15 protein-coding genes are annotated in these 17,083 nt (G+C 64.7%); 8 read left to right on the plus strand and 7 right to left on the minus strand.

Features of this window, described 5'->3' with window-relative positions:
* The first annotated feature begins 22 nt into the window (after positions 1-22).
* The 4 genes from KTR9_RS15255 (at position 23) to KTR9_RS15270 (ending at position 4,159) form a co-directional block, all read left to right on the plus strand.
* Positions 23-1,123 carry an acyl-CoA dehydrogenase family protein gene (locus tag KTR9_RS15255; protein WP_014927109.1) on the plus strand — a complete coding sequence of 367 codons (1,101 nt, stop codon included), beginning with the start codon at positions 23-25 and terminating at the stop codon, positions 1,121-1,123.
* Entirely contained in the window at positions 1,120-1,932 is an 813-nt protein-coding gene (locus KTR9_RS15260) for an enoyl-CoA hydratase/isomerase family protein (RefSeq protein WP_014927110.1), read from the plus strand. The genes KTR9_RS15255 and KTR9_RS15260 overlap by 4 nt, the downstream gene beginning before the upstream one ends.
* 39 nt (positions 1,933-1,971) lie before the next feature.
* Positions 1,972-3,159, plus strand: a complete 1,188-nt coding sequence (locus tag KTR9_RS15265; protein WP_014927111.1) for an acyl-CoA dehydrogenase family protein — start codon at positions 1,972-1,974, stop codon at positions 3,157-3,159.
* Between the two features lie 193 nt (positions 3,160-3,352).
* A complete protein-coding gene (locus KTR9_RS15270) occupies positions 3,353-4,159 on the plus strand; it encodes a FadR/GntR family transcriptional regulator (protein ID WP_014927112.1) in 807 nt (268 codons plus the stop codon).
* 139 nt (positions 4,160-4,298) lie between these two features.
* Here KTR9_RS15270 and KTR9_RS15275 read toward each other — a convergent pair whose 3' ends face one another.
* The 3 genes from KTR9_RS15275 to KTR9_RS15285 all read right to left on the minus strand — a co-directional run bounded on the left by KTR9_RS15275 (position 4,299) and on the right by KTR9_RS15285 (position 7,623).
* Positions 4,299-5,597, minus strand: a complete 1,299-nt coding sequence (locus tag KTR9_RS15275) for an FAS1-like dehydratase domain-containing protein (protein WP_049942599.1) — start codon at positions 5,595-5,597, stop codon at positions 4,299-4,301.
* A 174-nt stretch (positions 5,598-5,771) separates the two neighbouring features.
* On the minus strand, positions 5,772-7,280 hold the full coding sequence (locus tag KTR9_RS15280) for a class I adenylate-forming enzyme family protein (RefSeq protein WP_014927114.1): 1,509 nt from the start codon (positions 7,278-7,280) through the stop codon (positions 5,772-5,774).
* 37 nt (positions 7,281-7,317) lie between these two features.
* Complete coding sequence (locus KTR9_RS15285) at positions 7,318-7,623, minus strand: hypothetical protein (protein WP_044506827.1); 306 nt, start codon at positions 7,621-7,623, stop codon at positions 7,318-7,320.
* Between the two features lie 142 nt (positions 7,624-7,765).
* Between KTR9_RS15285 and KTR9_RS15290 the strand changes: the two genes are divergently transcribed.
* Both KTR9_RS15290 and KTR9_RS15295 read left to right on the plus strand, forming a co-directional pair.
* Positions 7,766-8,524, plus strand: coding sequence for an SDR family NAD(P)-dependent oxidoreductase (locus KTR9_RS15290; RefSeq protein ID WP_044507977.1), 759 nt, complete (start codon positions 7,766-7,768; stop codon positions 8,522-8,524).
* Positions 8,525-8,627: 103 nt separating this feature from the next.
* The gene (locus tag KTR9_RS15295; protein ID WP_014927117.1) at positions 8,628-9,524 is read left to right on the plus strand and encodes an acyl-CoA thioesterase; all 897 of its coding nucleotides are present in this window, start codon (positions 8,628-8,630) and stop codon (positions 9,522-9,524) included.
* On the opposite strand, the gene KTR9_RS15300 is transcribed toward KTR9_RS15295, so the two are convergent.
* The 3 genes from KTR9_RS15300 to KTR9_RS15310 form a co-directional block, all read right to left on the minus strand.
* Complete coding sequence (locus KTR9_RS15300; protein ID WP_014927118.1) at positions 9,507-10,385, minus strand: acyl-CoA thioesterase; 879 nt, start codon at positions 10,383-10,385, stop codon at positions 9,507-9,509. The genes KTR9_RS15295 and KTR9_RS15300 overlap by 18 nt on opposite strands.
* Before the next feature lie 147 nt (positions 10,386-10,532).
* A complete protein-coding gene (locus KTR9_RS15305; protein WP_044507979.1) occupies positions 10,533-11,930 on the minus strand; it encodes an amidohydrolase family protein in 1,398 nt (465 codons plus the stop codon).
* Positions 11,927-13,159, minus strand: coding sequence for a CoA transferase (locus KTR9_RS15310; protein WP_014927120.1), 1,233 nt, complete (start codon positions 13,157-13,159; stop codon positions 11,927-11,929). The genes KTR9_RS15305 and KTR9_RS15310 overlap by 4 nt, the downstream gene beginning before the upstream one ends.
* A 45-nt stretch (positions 13,160-13,204) precedes the next feature.
* Here KTR9_RS15310 and KTR9_RS15315 point away from each other — a divergent pair, with 45 nt between their 5' ends.
* Positions 13,205-14,263 (plus strand): enoyl-CoA hydratase/isomerase family protein, encoded by a 1,059-nt coding sequence (locus tag KTR9_RS15315; protein ID WP_014927121.1) that lies wholly within the window; start codon positions 13,205-13,207, stop codon positions 14,261-14,263.
* A 458-nt stretch (positions 14,264-14,721) separates the two neighbouring features.
* Here KTR9_RS15315 and KTR9_RS15320 read toward each other — a convergent pair whose 3' ends face one another.
* Positions 14,722-15,360, minus strand: coding sequence for a TetR/AcrR family transcriptional regulator (locus KTR9_RS15320; protein WP_014927122.1), 639 nt, complete (start codon positions 15,358-15,360; stop codon positions 14,722-14,724).
* A 203-nt stretch (positions 15,361-15,563) separates the two neighbouring features.
* On the opposite strand from KTR9_RS15320, the gene KTR9_RS15325 reads away from it, so the two are divergent.
* Complete coding sequence (locus KTR9_RS15325) at positions 15,564-17,057, plus strand: aldehyde dehydrogenase family protein (RefSeq protein WP_014927123.1); 1,494 nt, start codon at positions 15,564-15,566, stop codon at positions 17,055-17,057.
* The last annotated feature ends 26 nt before the right edge of the window (positions 17,058-17,083 follow it).

A 17,083-nucleotide genomic window follows, 5' to 3' on the forward strand; every position in this document is an offset into this window, starting at 1 on the left:
GCCGACGTCTCGGAAGGAACAGATGGACTTCGCACTCAGCCCCGAGCAGACCGCCCTGGCCACCAATGAACGCAACTGGCTGGCAAAGAACGATCCCATCGCCATCCGGCGCCCCGAGATCGACTCCGAACCGGCACGCGTGGACCCGCGCGCGCTCGCCCACGTGACCGAATCCGGTTTCGTAGGACTGCTCATGGACGACATAGGCGGCAGCTACGTCGACCTACTCGTCCTCGTCGAGGAACACGGACGTGCCGCGAGTTCGGTACCCGTGGCCGAGTTGGCGTTGGCCACCAAGCTGCTGGCCGGAACCGGTACGTTCAGGTCCGTTGCCGAGCAGGCCGCCGAGGGCGAAGCGTTCGTGACTCCCGTCATCGGGTCGCCAGAGGGTCCGGCACTGACGGCCGGCACAACGAGTCGCGGACTGCACATCTCGGGAACGGCGGCGCCGGGGCCGGGACGCTCCGATGCAACCGGGTACGTCGCACTCGCAGACCTATGCGACGGTCGGCGAGTGGCGGCCCATGTGCCTGCAGAGACTGCGGGCGTGTCGATTCGAACGATGGACACCCTGGATCTCACACGGGACTGGACTGCGGTTCACCTCGACGTCGAGCTGGACGAAGGTCAGTGGTGTGTCGTCGACCACGACGTCGCCGACGAGCTACGCGACGCGATGGCACTGTTCCGCGCAGTCGACGCACTCGGTGCGGCCGACCGGTTGTTGGAGGGAACCGTCGAATACGCCCTCTCGCGTACGCAGTTCGGACAGTCGATCGGGAGCTTCCAGGCCATCAAACATCATTGCGCCAACATGGCCGTGGCGATCGAGTCCTCGCGTGCCGCGGCGTGGGCCGCAGCAGTCGCGCTGGACGGGTCCGATTCCGCTACACGCCGTCGAGCCGTGTCAGCCGCGGCCGCGCACGTCGGGACACACGCCAGCGAGACGGCACAGCTCGCACTCCAGGTGCATGGCGGCATCGGCTTCACCTGGGAACACGATTTGCACCTGCTTCTGCGCCGGATCAAGGTCGATGAGGCGCTGGACGGCTCGGTCGCTTACCACCGCCGTCGATTGATCACGACCCGACCTGGGACCGATACGACGACGGAGGAACAATGACATCGAACGAATGGTTCTCAGCGGATCTGAATCTGGGCGATCTGAAGACGGTCATCGCCGAACTGACCGACAACGTCCTGACCATCACGCTCAACCGACCCGAACGGATGAATTCCTTCACCGATGAGATGAGGGTGGAGTTCAGGGCGCTCTGGAAGTTCGCCGGCCTCGCCGACGACGTGCACGCCGTCGTGCTCCGTGCGGCAGGTGACCGCGCATTCAGCACCGGTGTCGACGTCCAGGAGGGGACCTTCATCTCCGACAACCCCTTCAGTCAGCGCGATCCCGGCGAGGACTTGTCCCCCAAACAGAACGGTTGCTGGAAGCCCGTGGTGGTGGCCGCGCACGGCCTCGTCGCCGGCGGTGCGCTCTACTGGCTCAACGAGGCCGACATCATCATCTGCAGTGACGACACCCAGTTCTTCGACCCGCACGTGTCGTACGGAATGGTCGCCGCGCTCGAACCCATCGGCCTCGTCCGCAGAATGCCCCTGGGGGAAGTGCTCCGGTTGGTGCTGACCGGCTTGGACGAGAGGATGTCTGCGACCCGCGCACTTCAAGTCGGGTTGGTGAGCGAGGTTGTCGAACGCAACCAACTGTGGGGTCGCGCGGCGCACTTGGCTCACCGGATCGCCAGCAAGCCGCCTGCAGCCATCCAGGGCAGCATCCGGGCGGTGTGGGAATCATTGGACACGGGGCGCAACCAGGCGCTCGCGACAGCCATGTCCTACACCGTGATCGGAAATCCGCTCGGCACCACCCAGGTGGACCGATCCGCGGTTCCCACCCGCGAATACGAAGTGCGCTAGTCCTGTGCCCAAGCAATGTCATTCGTCCGAGGAGTCACCGTGGATTACGGCATGAGCGCCGAACTCGAACAATTCCGCGAGGAGGTTCGTGCCTTCGTCGCCGAGAACGCACCACCCATCGCCCCCAAGGCCGGAGTCCGCACGCCCGAGAACCGCGAAGAACTCGAGCTGTTCAAGAAATGGACTGGCGCACTCTTCACCGCCGGCTACGCCGGCGCCGGATGGCCTGAAGAGTTCGGCGGCAAGGGGATAGCCCACTCGCTCGAACGCGACATCGTCGTCGACGAGGAGATCGCGCGGGCACGGGCGCCGCAGGGCACCGGCGCCGGGAGTCTGGTCGCCAACGCGCTCATCGACTTCGGGACAGCCGAACAACGTGCTACGTTCCTGCCGCCCATGCGTACCGGTGAAGTTATCTGGTGCCAGCTGTTCAGCGAACCCAGTTCGGGCAGCGACCTTGCGTCGCTGCGCACCCGCGCCGTCCTCCAGGAAGACGGTAGCTTCCGGGTCAACGGCCAGAAGGTGTGGACCACCAACGGCCACTGGGCCGATTTCGGCTATCTTCTGGCTCGCACCGATCAAGATGCGCCGAAGCACAAAGGGATCAGTGCCTTCATCGTCGACATGACCCTTCCCGGCGTCGACGTCAGACCCCTGCGGGAGATGACCGGTACCTCCGACTTCAACGAGGTGTTCCTCGATGACGTGGTGCTGTCGCCGGACGCGTTGATCGGCAACCCCGGTGAGGGGTGGAAGATCGCGAACTCGAGCCTCGCTCACGAACGAACCGGTGTGGCGACGAGCGCAGTCACCCAGCGACAGAATGTCGACGCGCTGATCGAACTCGCGCGTACGACGACCCGGGGAGGACGTCCGCTCATCGAGAACGCCCGGATCGTCGACGAACTCGGCCGGTTGGATGCTGCGGTGGAATCCTTGTCGGCGCTGGTCTATGCCAACGTGAGCCGGTGGTCCCATGGCCACGAGCGGGTGCAGGACGCGCCGATTGCCAAGCTGATGTTCAGTGAGCTGGGGGTAGAGATCGCCGAAGTCGCGCTGGACATTCTCGGCGAATCTGCCGTCCTCGCCGAGACCGATCCGGACGTCGTCGATCACGGCCGTTGGCAGGACGAATTTCTCTATGCACGCGCCTACACCATCGCGGGCGGCAGCTCGGAGATCATGCGCAACATCATCGCCGAGCGGGGTCTGGGTCTGCCCCGCTAACCGGCAGCCCGACCAGCGGCTCCAGTCGAACTCTCCAGCCTACTAATCGGCGCCCACGGCCTTCTTTTATAACTTAGTGTGGTAAGTGTTATACACCGGCTCCACCCTGGCCTTCGCGACAGTGGTGAGATCCGCTGCACGGTATTCAACTCATACACGAACGAGACGTATCAGCCTGAAGTGAGGTCCAGCTGTGACGGATGAGGCACTGGCTCCCGTTTTCGACTCGCGCAATCACGCCGCACGCACTATCAGGACGCCGAAGACCGCCGAACTGGTCGCCCGGAGGCTTCGCCGCATGATCGTAGACGGCGAACTGAAGGATGGCGACCACCTCCCCCATGAGGCCGAACTCATGGAGCACTACTCGGTGAGCCGCCCGACACTTCGAGAGGCAGTTCGCGTCCTTGAGTCAGAACGGTTGGTGGAGGTCCGCCGCGGGTCGCGGTCGGGCGCCAGAATCTGCGTCCCCGGGCCGGAGATCGTTGCCCGGCCCGCCTCACTGCTGCTCGAGTTGAGCAATGCGACGGTCGCGGATGTCTTCGTGGCACGCGAGGCGATCGAACCCGCTGCCGCTCGCATACTCGCCGAGCAAGGTACCGATGCGGATTTCGACGAACTCGAGCGAATCGTCGACGAGGACTTACCGACCGCTTTTGCCGCCGATGCACTCGGCCCGGGCGCGGCCAGGTTCCACCTCAGGATGGTCGAGATGTCGCGCAACGCCACGCTCGGTTTGATCGCGGGCATGCTCGACGAGATCACCGAGCGTCACATGACCGTGGTCACCACGGAGAAGGCACACTCGAACATCGCCGACGTGACCGAGTACCAGGACAGTTACAAGCTGCTCATCCGATCCCTCCGTCGCCTGATCAAGCTGTTGCGGGCGCGCGACGGGGACGGCGCATTCATTCACTGGCAGAACCACATGGTCGCCGCCCGCGACTCGCTGCTCCGCGGGAACGAACAGGTCGAGGTGCGGGACATCCTGGATTGATCGAGGAGTTCTTAGACGTAGCCTTCACACAGGCAGCGAGTACGCGCCGATCGACGGCTGCCAAGCGGCAGCGAGTAGGCCCGGTCGGATGACTCCGACCGGGCCTACTCTGGTGTGAGAGGGTCTAAAGTTCAAAGGGTCAAGCGTTCAGGCCTGCACGCCGCTTCTCCGCACGTAGCTCACCGTTGCGCGAGAGAATCTGCACGGCAATACGGCTCAGATCCTCAGGCGCCGTCGGTAGGACAACCTGGCCGGACTTTCTGCTCGGCAGCGCAATGGTCGCTGTCGCCGGACAGGTCACTTCTCCGCGTTGGCTGGTGCCGCGCAGCTCGACGTCGACAAGGTAGCGGTCGCCTTCGACCCGCTTGTCGGTGACCTCACCGGTGAACGTATGGGTATCGCCCTGGTAATTGAATTTGCGCATTTGACTCGACTGGCGGACAAGCCAACCCTCGTCCCCCATCCAGTCGGTGAGGTAGTGACTGATCCAACAGTCGCGCATCATGCCGTAGTCGTACGCGGCCGGCAGACCGATCGATCGAGCGTACTCACTATCCCAGTGGATTCGCTGAGCGACATCGGGGATGCCGCTCTCGTTCGGGATGTAGAAAGCGCCGATCCGCTGGCGATTCTGGTACGCGAGCCGACCCGTGCACGGGGTGTACGGCGCAAAACCGTATCCGCCCGAATGGAACACGACCATGTCGGTCGTGGTGAGCGGCCCCTTGGCCATGGTGCCCAGACTGTCACCGACGTTGACGTCTTCCCAGTACCGCGTCTCGCTGCCGCGGCAGACCTCCGCGGCATAGATCTCGTCGATGCGCGCAATGTCGTCCTCAGAATACGTCGCCGGGCTGATGGCGTCGTACTTCTTGCGCTTCTTCGACTCGTGACGCTCAGTGTGGATCGTGATCACGCGTTGAATCTGCACGATTTCAGCACGTTGGTTCATCTGCACATGCGAGCGGGTGACGATCAGTGATTTGCCGGCGAACTCGGACTGCTTCTCCTCGACACTCTCGAACCCCTGGAAGGAGTACAGCGTGTCGCCGTCATAGACAGGCCGGTACCAATCGGTGGTGGTTCCGGAAACGAACACATGGATACCCCGAAACGACGGCTTGCGCATTTCCCTCGGAATCGGGTCGGCCAGTAGCGATTGCGAAAGCGCGATGTTGATCATCGGAGGCGCAATCTGTCCGCCCCAACGGGTGTCGAGGCCATAATTCTCGTCGCAGAACAGCGGGTTGTCATCCCCATAGCTACGCGCGAAGTTCCGCATGATGTCGGGGGAAGCACGCGTGTACTGCTCTCGCTGCGTCACCGCGTGGTAGACACCGACCAGATCGTGAGCGCGCTGCACATCAGAGTCTTTGAAGGTGTAGATGGCCGCATCTTCGGCCACCGCGGGTGGCGCCTCTTTTTGTGGGACTGTCATTCGAATCGAACCTCCGTGATTGTGAGCCTGCCTCGACCCGGGGCGCCGCCCCGGGTGGACCGGCAGCCGATGGCGCTCGTGGCCGAACGTGCACGCGAAGAAGGGGAATCTCACTCTGCGAACGAGTTCACCGTATCAACAAAGATAACTAAGTTAAAGAGGACGGCGCAAGGTTCACACCGTGGACGTCTCGGTCAGCCTAGCCAAGACATTTCGGCGGATCAGCTTTCCTGTCTCGGTACGCGGTAGTTCGTCCCAATAGACGATGCGATCGGGAGTTTTGCTGCCGCGAAGGATGGTCCGTACATGGGAACGCAACTCGTCGACCCCGACGTTCACACCCGGTCGTACCACGACGACCGCCTCGATACGCTGGCCCCACTCTTCGTCGGGCACCCCGACCACGGCAACGTCCAGGACTGCGGGATGCCGGTAGAGGACCTCCTCGATCTCCGCAGGAGCAATGTTTTCCGCACCACGGATGATCGTGTCGTCCACTCGACCGCCGATGTAGAGGAATCCGTTGTCGTCGACATAACCTTTGTCCCGGGTGTCGAAGAAACCCCCATCGTCCACAGCTCGACCGATTCCGGCATACTCCGCAGACACCTGTTCGCCGCGTACGCAGATTCTTCCCACGACTCCGACGTCGACGCGGTTGTCGTCTTCATCCCTGATCTCGAGGTCGATACCCGGAAGGACGCGTCCTACGGAGGACAGGCGCGCCCGGACGGAAGGTTCGTCGCTCGCCAGGGCTTCGCGATGGTCGTCGGGACCGAGCACCGCAACGGTTGAACTGGTTTCGGTGAGTCCGTACGCGTTCGCGAATCCCACCTCCGGCCACATCTCCAGAGCGCGTTCGATGATGGCTCCCGGCATCGGGGCCCCGCCGTAGGCGAGGTTGCGCAACGTTGGGAGATGTTTGTCCTCGTCGCTGTCGACGATCCGCGCGAGCATGGTCGGAACCACCAGAGCATTGGTCACATTCTCCGACCTGGCGACCTCTAGCCACTGCTGCGGCGTGAACTGCTCGAGCACCAGTGTCCGCCGTCCGGCGAACAGGTTCGAGATCACGTTCGCAACCGCGGCAATGTGGTACGGGGGGACGCTGACCAGCGCTGCGTCCTCCGCCGCGGCCGAGGCGAACTCGACCGACCCGAACACATACGACGTCAGGTTCTCATGGCGCAAGAGCACACCCTTGGGCGCCGAGGTGGTTCCACTCGTGTAGATGACGACTGCCGGCCCCCCGGTGTCGGCGACCTCTCCCGCCTCCACCTCGGGATCGGTCAGGGGTTCCCCGGAAACAGCAGCGAGGAAGTCGTCGACGGCCATCGCATCGATGCCGACTCGGGCGAGCGTCGCCACAGATTCCGGGCCCACAATCCCCAGAGCGCGAGGATGATTGGCGAGCACCCCTTCGATCTGTTCGGCACCGAGTCGGTAGTTGACCGGAACGAGCGGAACGCCAGCTCGGGCGGCGGAGAACAACGCGATCGGGAACGACGGACCGTTCAACGACAGGTACACGACCGCGTCCGCGTTGGCCTTCCGGATCAGATCGGCTCCACGTATCGACCTGTCTCGGAGCCCGCGTGCGGTGATACCGCAATCCCTGGGACCGATGAGCACGCGGTCGCCGAAGCCGTCCACGGCCATGTCGAGCAGCATCGTGAGATTCATAAGCACTCCATAGTGATTGCGATCGGCGCCAGGACTGTCAGTCCGAGGCGGGCAGTGGCTTGGCCGTCTTCTCCGGCAACACCTTGCCGCCGAACGCCAGGGCGCCGTCGCCGGCTTTGGTGCACAACAGTTCCAACCCGCTGTCGACATCGACATACCGCTTGCCCAGCTTCGCTCCACCGCGATGGGCCGGGTCGATCTCGCCACTGCCGCCAGGGCCCTTGCCCTCGACCATCTCGACCCCACCACATGTCAAGGACGCCGACGTCTTCGGCGCGCTGATGACAATGGCCGTGGTCGAGTCCACGACGCTGGCCAGCAATTGACCGACCTTGAGGTCCATGATTTCTCCTCCATGAATTGTGACGCAATGCACTCGCCACCTCGCGTCATCACTATGGCAGACCATGAGGTCTGCATCACATAGTTAGCATAGTACTATAAGTCGGGGCCGAACAAGCTGCCCGCCAGACAAGGAGATGACAGTGAAAATCCAGGGCAAGAAAGCCGTCGTTGTCGGGGGAGCATCCGGGATGGGCCGCGCTAGCGCCGAGGCGCTCGCGTCGGCAGGTGCAACCGTCGCAATTCTCGATCGCGACGGCAGTGACGGGAAAGAGATCGCCAACGCAATCGGAGGCAGTTTCGCCGCAGTCGACATCCTCGACTACGAGGGTACCGAGCAGCAGCTTGCGGGGGCGGTCGCCGAGCTCGGCGGTCTGCACATCGCGATCAACACTGCGGGCGGTGGCACGGTAAAGAAGACGCTGGGCCGAAGCGGACCACACGACCTGGAGTCATTCCGCAGCGTCGTCGATCTGAATCTGATCTCCACGTTCAACCTCAATCGCCTTCAGGCTCAACACATGAGTGCCAACGACGCCGAGGACGACGAGCGCGGCGTCATCATCAACACATCGTCCATCGCAGCATTCGAGGGGCAGATCGGCCAGGTCGCATACACCGCGTCCAAGGCAGCGATCGCCGGCATGGCCCTGGTGATGGCCCGCGACCTGGGACCGCTCGGCATCCGCGCGATGGCGATCGCGCCAAGCCTCTTTGCGACCGGCGCGACCGCCGGCCTCACCGAGGAGCAAATCGCCCCACTGGTCGCCGACGCCGCCTTCCCCAAGCGCATGGGCCGCCCGGAGGAATACGCAAAACTTGCTCTTGCGATCGTCGACAACCCGATGCTCAACGGCCAGTGCCTTCGCCTGGATGCCGGGCAGCGTTTCGCCCCACGGTGAGCGAGGGCTCGCCGGCATCGCGAGCTTGCCTCGCGTCCGGCGGGCGGGCCGCCCAGTTCGCCGGGGTCTCGGGATTCATATCTAACTGGGTTATCTTTGTAAGATGTCATCGACCCCAGAGCTCGACCAGACCGTGGCGGGAGCCTGTCGACCGCCCCTCCGACAGGTGCTCGACCTCGAACAAATCGACAGTGACACCTCTCTTGGCCACTCGTTTGTCGAAGCATCACGGATCTACGGGGGCCAGGCGGTAGGACAGGCCGTGGTCGCGGCGGCCCGGACCGCGCCCGCGGATCGTCCCGTGCACTCGGTGCATGGGAGTTTCCTGCACCCAGGTGACCCTTCTGTACCTGTGCAGTACAACGTGAATCGGCTTCGCGACGGCGGTAGTTTCACTACCCGCGGAGTCTTGGCGGAGCAGTCCGACCGACCGATCTTCACTGCAACGGTCTCGTTTCAGCGGGTGGAGGGCGGCCTGACCCACCAGGTCCCCGTAAGTGCGCCCGCGCGATCGCCGGAAGACCTGCCCGAGTTCGACGACAGCCTGACCGCCGAGGACGCAGCGGCCGTCCCCTGGTTGTCGCACCTCCGCGGCAACGTCGCTGCGGACTTCAAGTTTCCGGAAGAGTACCCGCGCCTGGCCAACGCGCGCGGCGAGTCGCGTCCTCCGGTTCAGCGAGCGTGGATTCGCGCATCGGAACCCTTGGGTGACGATCCCGTGGTTCACGCGGCGGCGTTCGCTTACCTCTCCGACCTGTTCTTGCTGTCGTCCGCACTCTCCCCGCACACGGTCACCATCGAGGACGACCGACTGCAGCTGGCCAGCCTCGACCACACGGTCTGGTTTCACGAACAGTTCCGCATCGACGAATGGCGCCTCTACGAGCAAGAGGGGTCGTGGATGGGCCACGGCCGAGGGTTGTGCCGCGGCCACCTGTATGACCGCAACGGATTGCTCCTTGCCAGCACCAGCCAGGAAGGTCTACTGCGCCTGCGCTGAGCGCACCTGCGGGACTCGCAAGACTCCAATCGAATCGAAGGTGGCCACAGTGCGGCCACCGGCATCGGCGACCACTCCCCTACCCAGCTGGCGGCCGCTGCCGACGAACACGTTGGCGATACTCATGCGGTGCCAATCGGCGAGGTCTGACGGTGCGGTGAAGGTAACCGTGTGCGCCAGAATGTTTCCCGGAACAGTCCCGCCCGCGGGTACGGCGATGCCGCGGGCTGCGACGGCGCTGTGGATCGCGGGAATCTCGGACGCGTGCGCGATCAAGGCGCGTCCCAGTGTCGCGTCGCCACGCGCCTCGGGGACTCGCATCCAGGCCTCATAATCGGCCGCATCGGCAGTGACCGATTCGCGGATCGCCCATGGGATCAACGCCCTTCTCACCTCCGACGCATGTTCGACGGACTTCGCCTCGGCGGGCGGTACGTCCCGTCGAAAATCATCCGCTTCATCGATCGTCAACATCACCGAAGCCGTGGTGAGAACGTCACCGTCCTGACGGAACACAAGAGCCACGAACGCGAATGAGCGCCCGCTGTGGTGTCGAATGATCTCGACGTCGATTGGACGGTTCCATCGCCCGCCACGGACAAACTGCGTCTGCAGGCTCTGCACGCGCTTGCCGGGTTCACTGCGCTCGGCCAGAACGACCTGCTGTGCCAGCAGCTGACTCCCGAGGACGCCGCCGTGGCCCGAGGGAACACTGTCCACAGCAGTACGACCACCACTCGGCGGGAACCGTACATCGAGAACACGGCGAAGATCGTCCAGATCAAAAAGGGTCGGCAGCCAGCCCGGGCGATAGGGTACATCGGTCGTCGCCGCGCGGCCCGGGTGTTGAACTGTCGTCATATTTCATATCTCCTTGGTTCTTGGAACGGTTCGACGAGGGCGACGAACATCCTGATAGTGCACATAGTAAACTATGTTTAGTTTCTCCGTACTATGCGCGAGTGGGCCGACCACCAACCCCCAGCATCAGACCCGTAGACCCGATAATCACCCGTGATAGATCACTCGACCGCGGATGATGGTGCAGCGCACGGCATCCGATCCAATCGTCAGCGCTCGGTCAAGCGAACCCGCGAGCACAACCAAGTCTGCGGGCCGGCCCACCGCGACGGTTCGCGGCGGGCTCTGTGGGTGCGACAACGGGGCCAGATACATCCGCAGCGCAGCCCTCCGGTCGATGCGTTCGGCGGCTCCGACGATCCGGCCGTCGGGCGCCACCCGTGTCGCCGCGGCCGCGATGACCGACCACGGGTCGGTGGGACCGTACGGGGCATCGCTCGACAACGCAACTGCCACACCTGATTCCATCAGTGTGCGGCACCGGTACAGATCGTGGACATCGTGCGCGTCCAACCTGTCGAGGTAGTCGTCCCCACGGTCGGCGATGAACCCGGGCTGGGTGACGACGGGGATGGCGCGCCGACTCAGTTCGAGTGCGGTCTCTTCGGCAACGATCGCACCGTGCTCGATCCGGTCATCCGGATGCGCACCGACCTCGTCGAGAGCCGCCAGCAGCAGCAACAACGACTCCCGGGTGACGCAGTGCACGGCGACCCCGCGCCGGTGCTCGCGGATCTTGCGGATCTGACGACACAGCGTCGGGAAGTCCGGCAGATCGGAATCGGCCAGCACGATCTTGCAGGGCCCGACGGTGACCGTCGGAGCTGATCCGGTGACCTCCGGTTCCACACCCAGCAAGTGAAGGCCTTGTGGGAGCGCACCGTTCGCATGCTCGGCCAGCAGGTGGGCCAGACTGTCGTCGGGGAGGTCCGGAGTCGCGTCGGTGACCCCGGTGATGCCGAACTGGGCGAGTTCTGCGCCCACTGCCGCCAACCCGGGTGGCCCGGCGCCGCCGATCCGCTCGCGAAGCCAGGTGTCGGCCCGCCACACACGCCCGGTGGGTGCACCCAATGCATCTCGTTCGATCCCGGGGTGGTCACCGGAAGACAGATTCACGATCGCCGCAGCCGCCGAGTTGAAGAACCAGACGGCGCCGCTTCGGTGCTGGAGGCGGACCGGGCGCCGGTCGTGCAGACGGTCGAGAGACGTTCGATCGAGCATACCGGCAACGGTTTCCACATAGCCGAACCCGCGTACCCACCCGGCGTCCCCGGCGGTCGGCGCCGCAGCAAGGGCTGTCGCGAGCTCCGCAGCGCTCGTGACCTGCGGCGGCCCGCATCGCACCGAGGACGTGGCTGCCGCCAGCGCGTGGAGGTGGAGGTGATGATCGTGAAGTCCGGGAATGAGGGCACCCCCGCGGCCATCGACGACGTCAGACCCCGCCGGGTGCAATTCCTCGGCGATCTCGGTGATGACACCGTCCGTGATCGCGACGTCCCGGATACCCTCGGGAAGAGTCACATTCACGATGACCAACCGCGTCACCACGGTATCCCGAGGCGAGCGAGGACGTCGACGGTGTCGCGTCCCGATGCGGGGGCCGCCGAGATCGCCGCCCGAGGCGTCGGCGCGAGCACATCAACGGCCCCCCACTCGGACTCGACGATCCACCGCTCGCGGTATCGGCGAACAGGAGGAGGCGCGGGACCGCCGATCGTGGCCGCCACGGTCGCGCGCATCGATACATCCCACAGGACGCCGCCATTGGTCGCGCACATCGCCAGCGCGGCGGCGGTCAGTCCCGACAACGGGTCGGCGATCGCATCACCCACGAACATCATTCCGGCATCGTCACCGACGACGAGACCCGCCGACGCCGCGACGTCATCGCCGAAACCGATGCGATCCGAATCCCGCCCCGCCGCGGTGATCGATATCCACGTGCCGCCCGAGGCCACGAACTCGGCACTGTCGAGGCCGAATCGACGCAACGCGCGCGGCCGGGAGGCCTCGATGACGATGTCGGCGGCTGCAACGAGGCGGTGCAATGCGTCGCGTTCGCCGGGAAGGGCCGGGTCCAGGACGACGGATTCGTGACCACCATGCAGCAGCCGATAGAACCCGGCGTTGCCACGACGGGCGCCATCGGGTCGTTGCGGGGTCTCGACCTTGACAACACGCGCTCCCGCCAGTCCCAGCAGATGTGCGCACAACGGACCCGACCACAGTGCACTGAAGTCGACGACCAGCATCCCGGCGACCTCCCGCACCGCACCGGCCGGACGCTGAACCCCCCGCGACGCCGCAACGATCTCCTCGTCCCGCGCGACGCCGCCGCCGGCGATGCCGAGTAGCGTCGCCCGTTCGTCGAACTCGGCGCGGGTATGTCCGCCAACCCATTCCTGCACGGCAGGCCAGGGGTCGTCGCCGACATCCCGGCCGACCAGGGCGCCGAGCAGGGCAGGATCGTCGGGGCGGGCGCAGCTCACCGCAACCCATCCGTCAGTGGCGGGTAACAACCGTCCCGAACCGCCGGGCGTGACGGCACCGCACCGGCGAAATCCGGTGAGCGCCGCCCGTTCGGCGAGCAGGGCGGCTCCGTCGAGATCCACCGACCCGCCGCTCGCCGCGCGCACCCAGTCCGTCAGGCGACGCGCCTGTACCGCCGCGTCGCCGAGGGGCAGGATCGGTGGCCCGTCGGACCGACCGGTCAGATGCGGTATCCCGCTTGCGGCCCAAGCACCCAAGGGGTCATGAGAAGCATCGCCGGGCACAGGGAGATGTTACCGTCCGCACGGACAACCAGGAGGGCAACGGATATGGACACCCGCCGCATCTCAATCGACGAGCTCGCCGGCGCACCGATCATGGCGGGCGGCGAACTCTTCGGGTCGGAGGCCACGATTGCCGACCCGGTGGTAGTGGTGGATCTCGACATCCCTGTCGGGGTGAGCGGGCACATCGCGCAAGCCGCGCAGCGCGCATGCGCTTCAGAGGTCATCCTCGTGGGGACCTCTCGCCGACCGATCGACGACGCGATCCACCCCGTGGTGTCGGCGCTAGATCTCACCTACGCACCGGAAGCGGACCACCGTGAAGTCGTCGGCGCTGAGGACGTGGATCTCGCACTCGCCGGTTTCCTCGACGCCGTCCGACAATGCCCGACGGCGGCTCTGGTTGTCGCACAGGTGATTCGCGTAGCCGAACCACTCGACCCGATCCGTGCCCTCGATGTCGAGTCGTTTGCTTACTCGACACTGCAAGGAGGTCCCGAGTTCGGCCGCTGGCTGGCCGCGCGACGCGCCCAGAACCGGCCACTCCCGCCGCCCGCGCTCGACCCCGTCCTGCTCGACCGCGTCGACGACACCTTGCGCATTACCTTGAACCGGCCCGAGCGCCGCAATGCTTACGGCACGGCGCTGCGCGATGCGCTCGTGGAAGCGTTGCGGGTTGCGATCGCCGACGCGACGATCGGCCGTTTGGTCCTCGACGGGGCGGGCACCTCGTTCTGCGCCGGGGGGGACCTCGACGAATTCGGTCACATGCCCGACGCGACCACCGCGCATCTCGTCCGCACCCGCGGTGGGGCAGGTCGGCTGATGGCTGCGCTGGCCGATCGCGTCGAGGTACGGCTACACGGTCACTGCGTGGGTGCCGGTATCGAGATCCCGTCGTTCGCGACCCGCGTCGTCGCGACCCCGGACACGCATCTCCTGCTCCCCGAGGTGTCGATGGGCCTGATCCCCGGCGCCGGCGGCACCGTGAGCGTGCCCCGCCGGATCGGGCGATGGCGGGCGCTTCACCTATTCGTCACCGGCGCCGACATCGATGCCTCGCAAGCACTGTCCTGGGGGCTGATCGATGCCATCGAGGATTGAGCCTCTAGTAACCGGGTCACTGCGGGGTTGCGAGGAATTTGGGTCAGCCGGGTTCAACGCCCCGGCTTGGCCTCGCCCCACTTCCCCGCTGCGAACGGCCGCTCGCCAAGAGGAGCACTGACCGGCACCGTGATACCGCCGACCCGCACCGAACGTCAATGGGGAGCGCCTGTTGTAACCGGTGACCACAACCAGACGGACGCGAAGGGCTAGCACCATCGGTCTACCCAGCATAGAGCAACCCCGACCGCCATGGGGACCGGAGTCTGCTTTCAAATAGAGGTCCTGGTCGGCGGTCCGGTACCTGGCAAGTCGCATGGGCTTGTCCCGCCGCACCGGGTGCCGTAGATGCCGACGTAGCGATTGAGCGTGACTGGTCAGTCGGCTGGGCCGAGACCCATCACGAGGCCCTAGTGCGCACAGCAACAGCCCGACCGACTCTGCGGTCGTCAGGTCGATCAAGCCGCGGATGGATCGGGTCCGTGGTCTGCGACTAGTCCTTCGTCAGCACGTACGGCTGTGAGCAAGAAGTCGACGAGTCTCCGCGCGTAGTCATCGATCTCGGCAAGGATGTGGTGTCTCATACGCGGCGGGGTTGCCTGAACGTGCATCGTGGTGGCCCCGCACAACAGATCGAGGAGCAGCGTCACAGATGTGGATTCTGGCAGCTGGCCGCGATCGATCGCGTTGCGGACGAGACGGCGCGCGGCCAAGATCTGCGACTCTCGCAGCTTGCTCCACGCTTCGGCCACGGCCGGAATCTGCTCTGTCTCAACGGCTAGTCGCATTGCTGCGTGTCCCTCGTCACTGAGGTACTGCTGTAGCAATTGCGTCGCGAGGCTCAACAGATCGCTTCGAACATCGCCGGTTTCGACATACTTCGAGCTACCCAGCTGGTGGAGGGCGTCGACGAGAAGGTCCTCCTTCGTCGGCCATCGCAGGTAGATCGATGCCTTACCGGCGCCGGCCTGCTTGGCGACGGCCTCGACGCTGAAACCGCCCCAGCCGCGCTTCCCGTAGGTTTCCAAGGCCGCTGCCAACACCCGCCGGTCGACGTCGGGATCCCGACGACGACCACTGGGAACACCGCTCTTCATAGAGACCGATCTTGCCATGATCTCAACTCGTGTATTGCCGAACGTATGCGTTCAGTATAGCGTTGTGAACACATCCCGAACGTCAGCGTTCAGTAATGACGAACCCCGGCGGTCGCCACCGTCGCGGACCTTCCGGCTCATGTTGGGCCCAGAACGAATTGCGATTCCGCGAGCGCCGAGCTCGAGCAAAGGATTGATCTTTTATGACCGCTGTCGACGAGACCGCTGGCTGGATGCACGATCCTTCCCCGCAAGCGCTCGGCGAGGCCCTGTCCGGGTTGCGCGCCGGGTTCCGGGAAGAAGGTCCACCCACGTTGCAGACGCGACTCGACCGTATCGACCGATTCGTGGGTGCGGTGTTGGGCGCCGCCGACGAGATCGCCGAAGCTCTCCATGCCGACTTTGGCAATCGCTCTCGGTTGGCCAATCTCGCCAATGACATCGTGGGTGCCATCCGGACCGCTTCAATTGTGCGCGCCAACCTTGTCGACTGGATGCAGGATCGCGCCGTCGAGGGATCTGACAGCGCGGGCACCCCGACATTCATCCAGTCCCGTCCCAAAGGAGTGGTTGGTGTCATCGGACCGTGGAACTTCCCGGTCGGCTTGGTGACGGCGCCGACGATCGAGGCTCTGGGAGCCGGCAACCGGGTCATGATCAAGTTCTCCGACATTCCTGAACGCACAGCGGAGGCGTTCGCGCGTGCTGTTGCCGGCTCGATGGACCCTTCAGAGGTCACTGTGGTCACCGGAGGGATCGGAACGGCACAGGCCTTCTCCAACCTTCGATTCGACCACATCTTGTTCACCGGTTCACCAGGGGTCGGCGCGATGGTCGCGGAGTCGGCGGGCCGGAATCTCGTTCCGGTGACCCTCGAGCTCGGCGGCAAGAACCCGGTGGTCATCTCTCCCGACGCCGATCTTGAGCAAGCCGCGACCCGCATAGCCTCCTTTCGTCTCCTCAACGGCGGACAGGTGTGCCTGTGTCCGGACTACGTCTTCGTGCCGCGTGACCTCATGGATTCCTTCGTCGACGAGTACACCCGCGTCGTCAGGCGTTTCTTCGCCACGTTCGCCGATGATCCTGCAGTGACATCGCTCATCAACGAACGGAACTTCGACCGAATCCGAGGCCTTGTCGATGACGCAGTCGCGAAAGGAGCGACCGGCATCACCATCTGCGACGCCACTGAGTCGGATAGGCTCCCCGATCGCGAAACCCGGCGGATCGCGCCGACGATCCTGCTCGACGTGACCGCCGACATGGCAATCGCAGAAGACGAGATTTTCGGACCGGTCATCGTTGTCTACCCGTACGACGACCTCGATGAGGCAATCAACTACATCGTGCACAAACCCAGCCCACTTGCGGCCTACTGGTTCGGACCCGACGACGCCTCTTACCGCAGGTACATCGAGCGCACGACCTCAGGTGGCGTAACCCGCAACGACATCGGAGCGCACTGGGGGGTCGAAGGCGCCCCGTCGGGAGGCATAGGGCGCAGCGGCCTGGGCGCCTACACCGGATACACCGGATTCACCACCTTCAGTCATCTTCGCACCATCGCGACGAGTGAACGCGCCCGTGGCACAGCCGAATTCGCCATGCCACCCGCCGGCGAGGTGGAGGCCGACGCACTCGCAGCGATGATTTCGCAGGCCAAGGTCGAGATCGAGATGCGCACCGCATCTTCGTGACCTCCCGAAACCCCGGTCTCATCCCG

The organism is Gordonia sp. KTR9, from assembly GCF_000143885.2.
Lineage (GTDB): Bacteria > Actinomycetota > Actinomycetes > Mycobacteriales > Mycobacteriaceae > Gordonia.

Excerpts from the sequence above, each read along its gene's own strand:
- KTR9_RS15255 (WP_014927109.1), top strand. The coding sequence starts at position 23 with ATGGACTTCGCACTCAGCCCCGAGCAGACCGCCCTGGCCACCAATGAA.
- KTR9_RS15260 (WP_014927110.1), top strand. The coding sequence starts at position 1,120 with ATGACATCGAACGAATGGTTCTCAGCGGATCTGAATCTGGGCGATCTG.
- KTR9_RS15275 (WP_049942599.1), bottom strand. The coding sequence starts at position 5,597 with ATGACAGTCCCACAAAAAGAGGCGCCACCCGCGGTGGCCGAAGATGCG.
- KTR9_RS15280 (WP_014927114.1), bottom strand. The coding sequence starts at position 7,280 with ATGAATCTCACGATGCTGCTCGACATGGCCGTGGACGGCTTCGGCGAC.
- KTR9_RS15285 (WP_044506827.1), bottom strand. The coding sequence starts at position 7,623 with ATGGACCTCAAGGTCGGTCAATTGCTGGCCAGCGTCGTGGACTCGACC.
- KTR9_RS15295 (WP_014927117.1), top strand. The coding sequence starts at position 8,628 with ATGTCATCGACCCCAGAGCTCGACCAGACCGTGGCGGGAGCCTGTCGA.
- KTR9_RS15300 (WP_014927118.1), bottom strand. The coding sequence starts at position 10,385 with ATGACGACAGTTCAACACCCGGGCCGCGCGGCGACGACCGATGTACCC.
- KTR9_RS15315 (WP_014927121.1), top strand. The coding sequence starts at position 13,205 with ATGGACACCCGCCGCATCTCAATCGACGAGCTCGCCGGCGCACCGATC.
- KTR9_RS15320 (WP_014927122.1), bottom strand. The coding sequence starts at position 15,360 with ATGAAGAGCGGTGTTCCCAGTGGTCGTCGTCGGGATCCCGACGTCGAC.
- KTR9_RS15325 (WP_014927123.1), top strand. The coding sequence starts at position 15,564 with ATGACCGCTGTCGACGAGACCGCTGGCTGGATGCACGATCCTTCCCCG.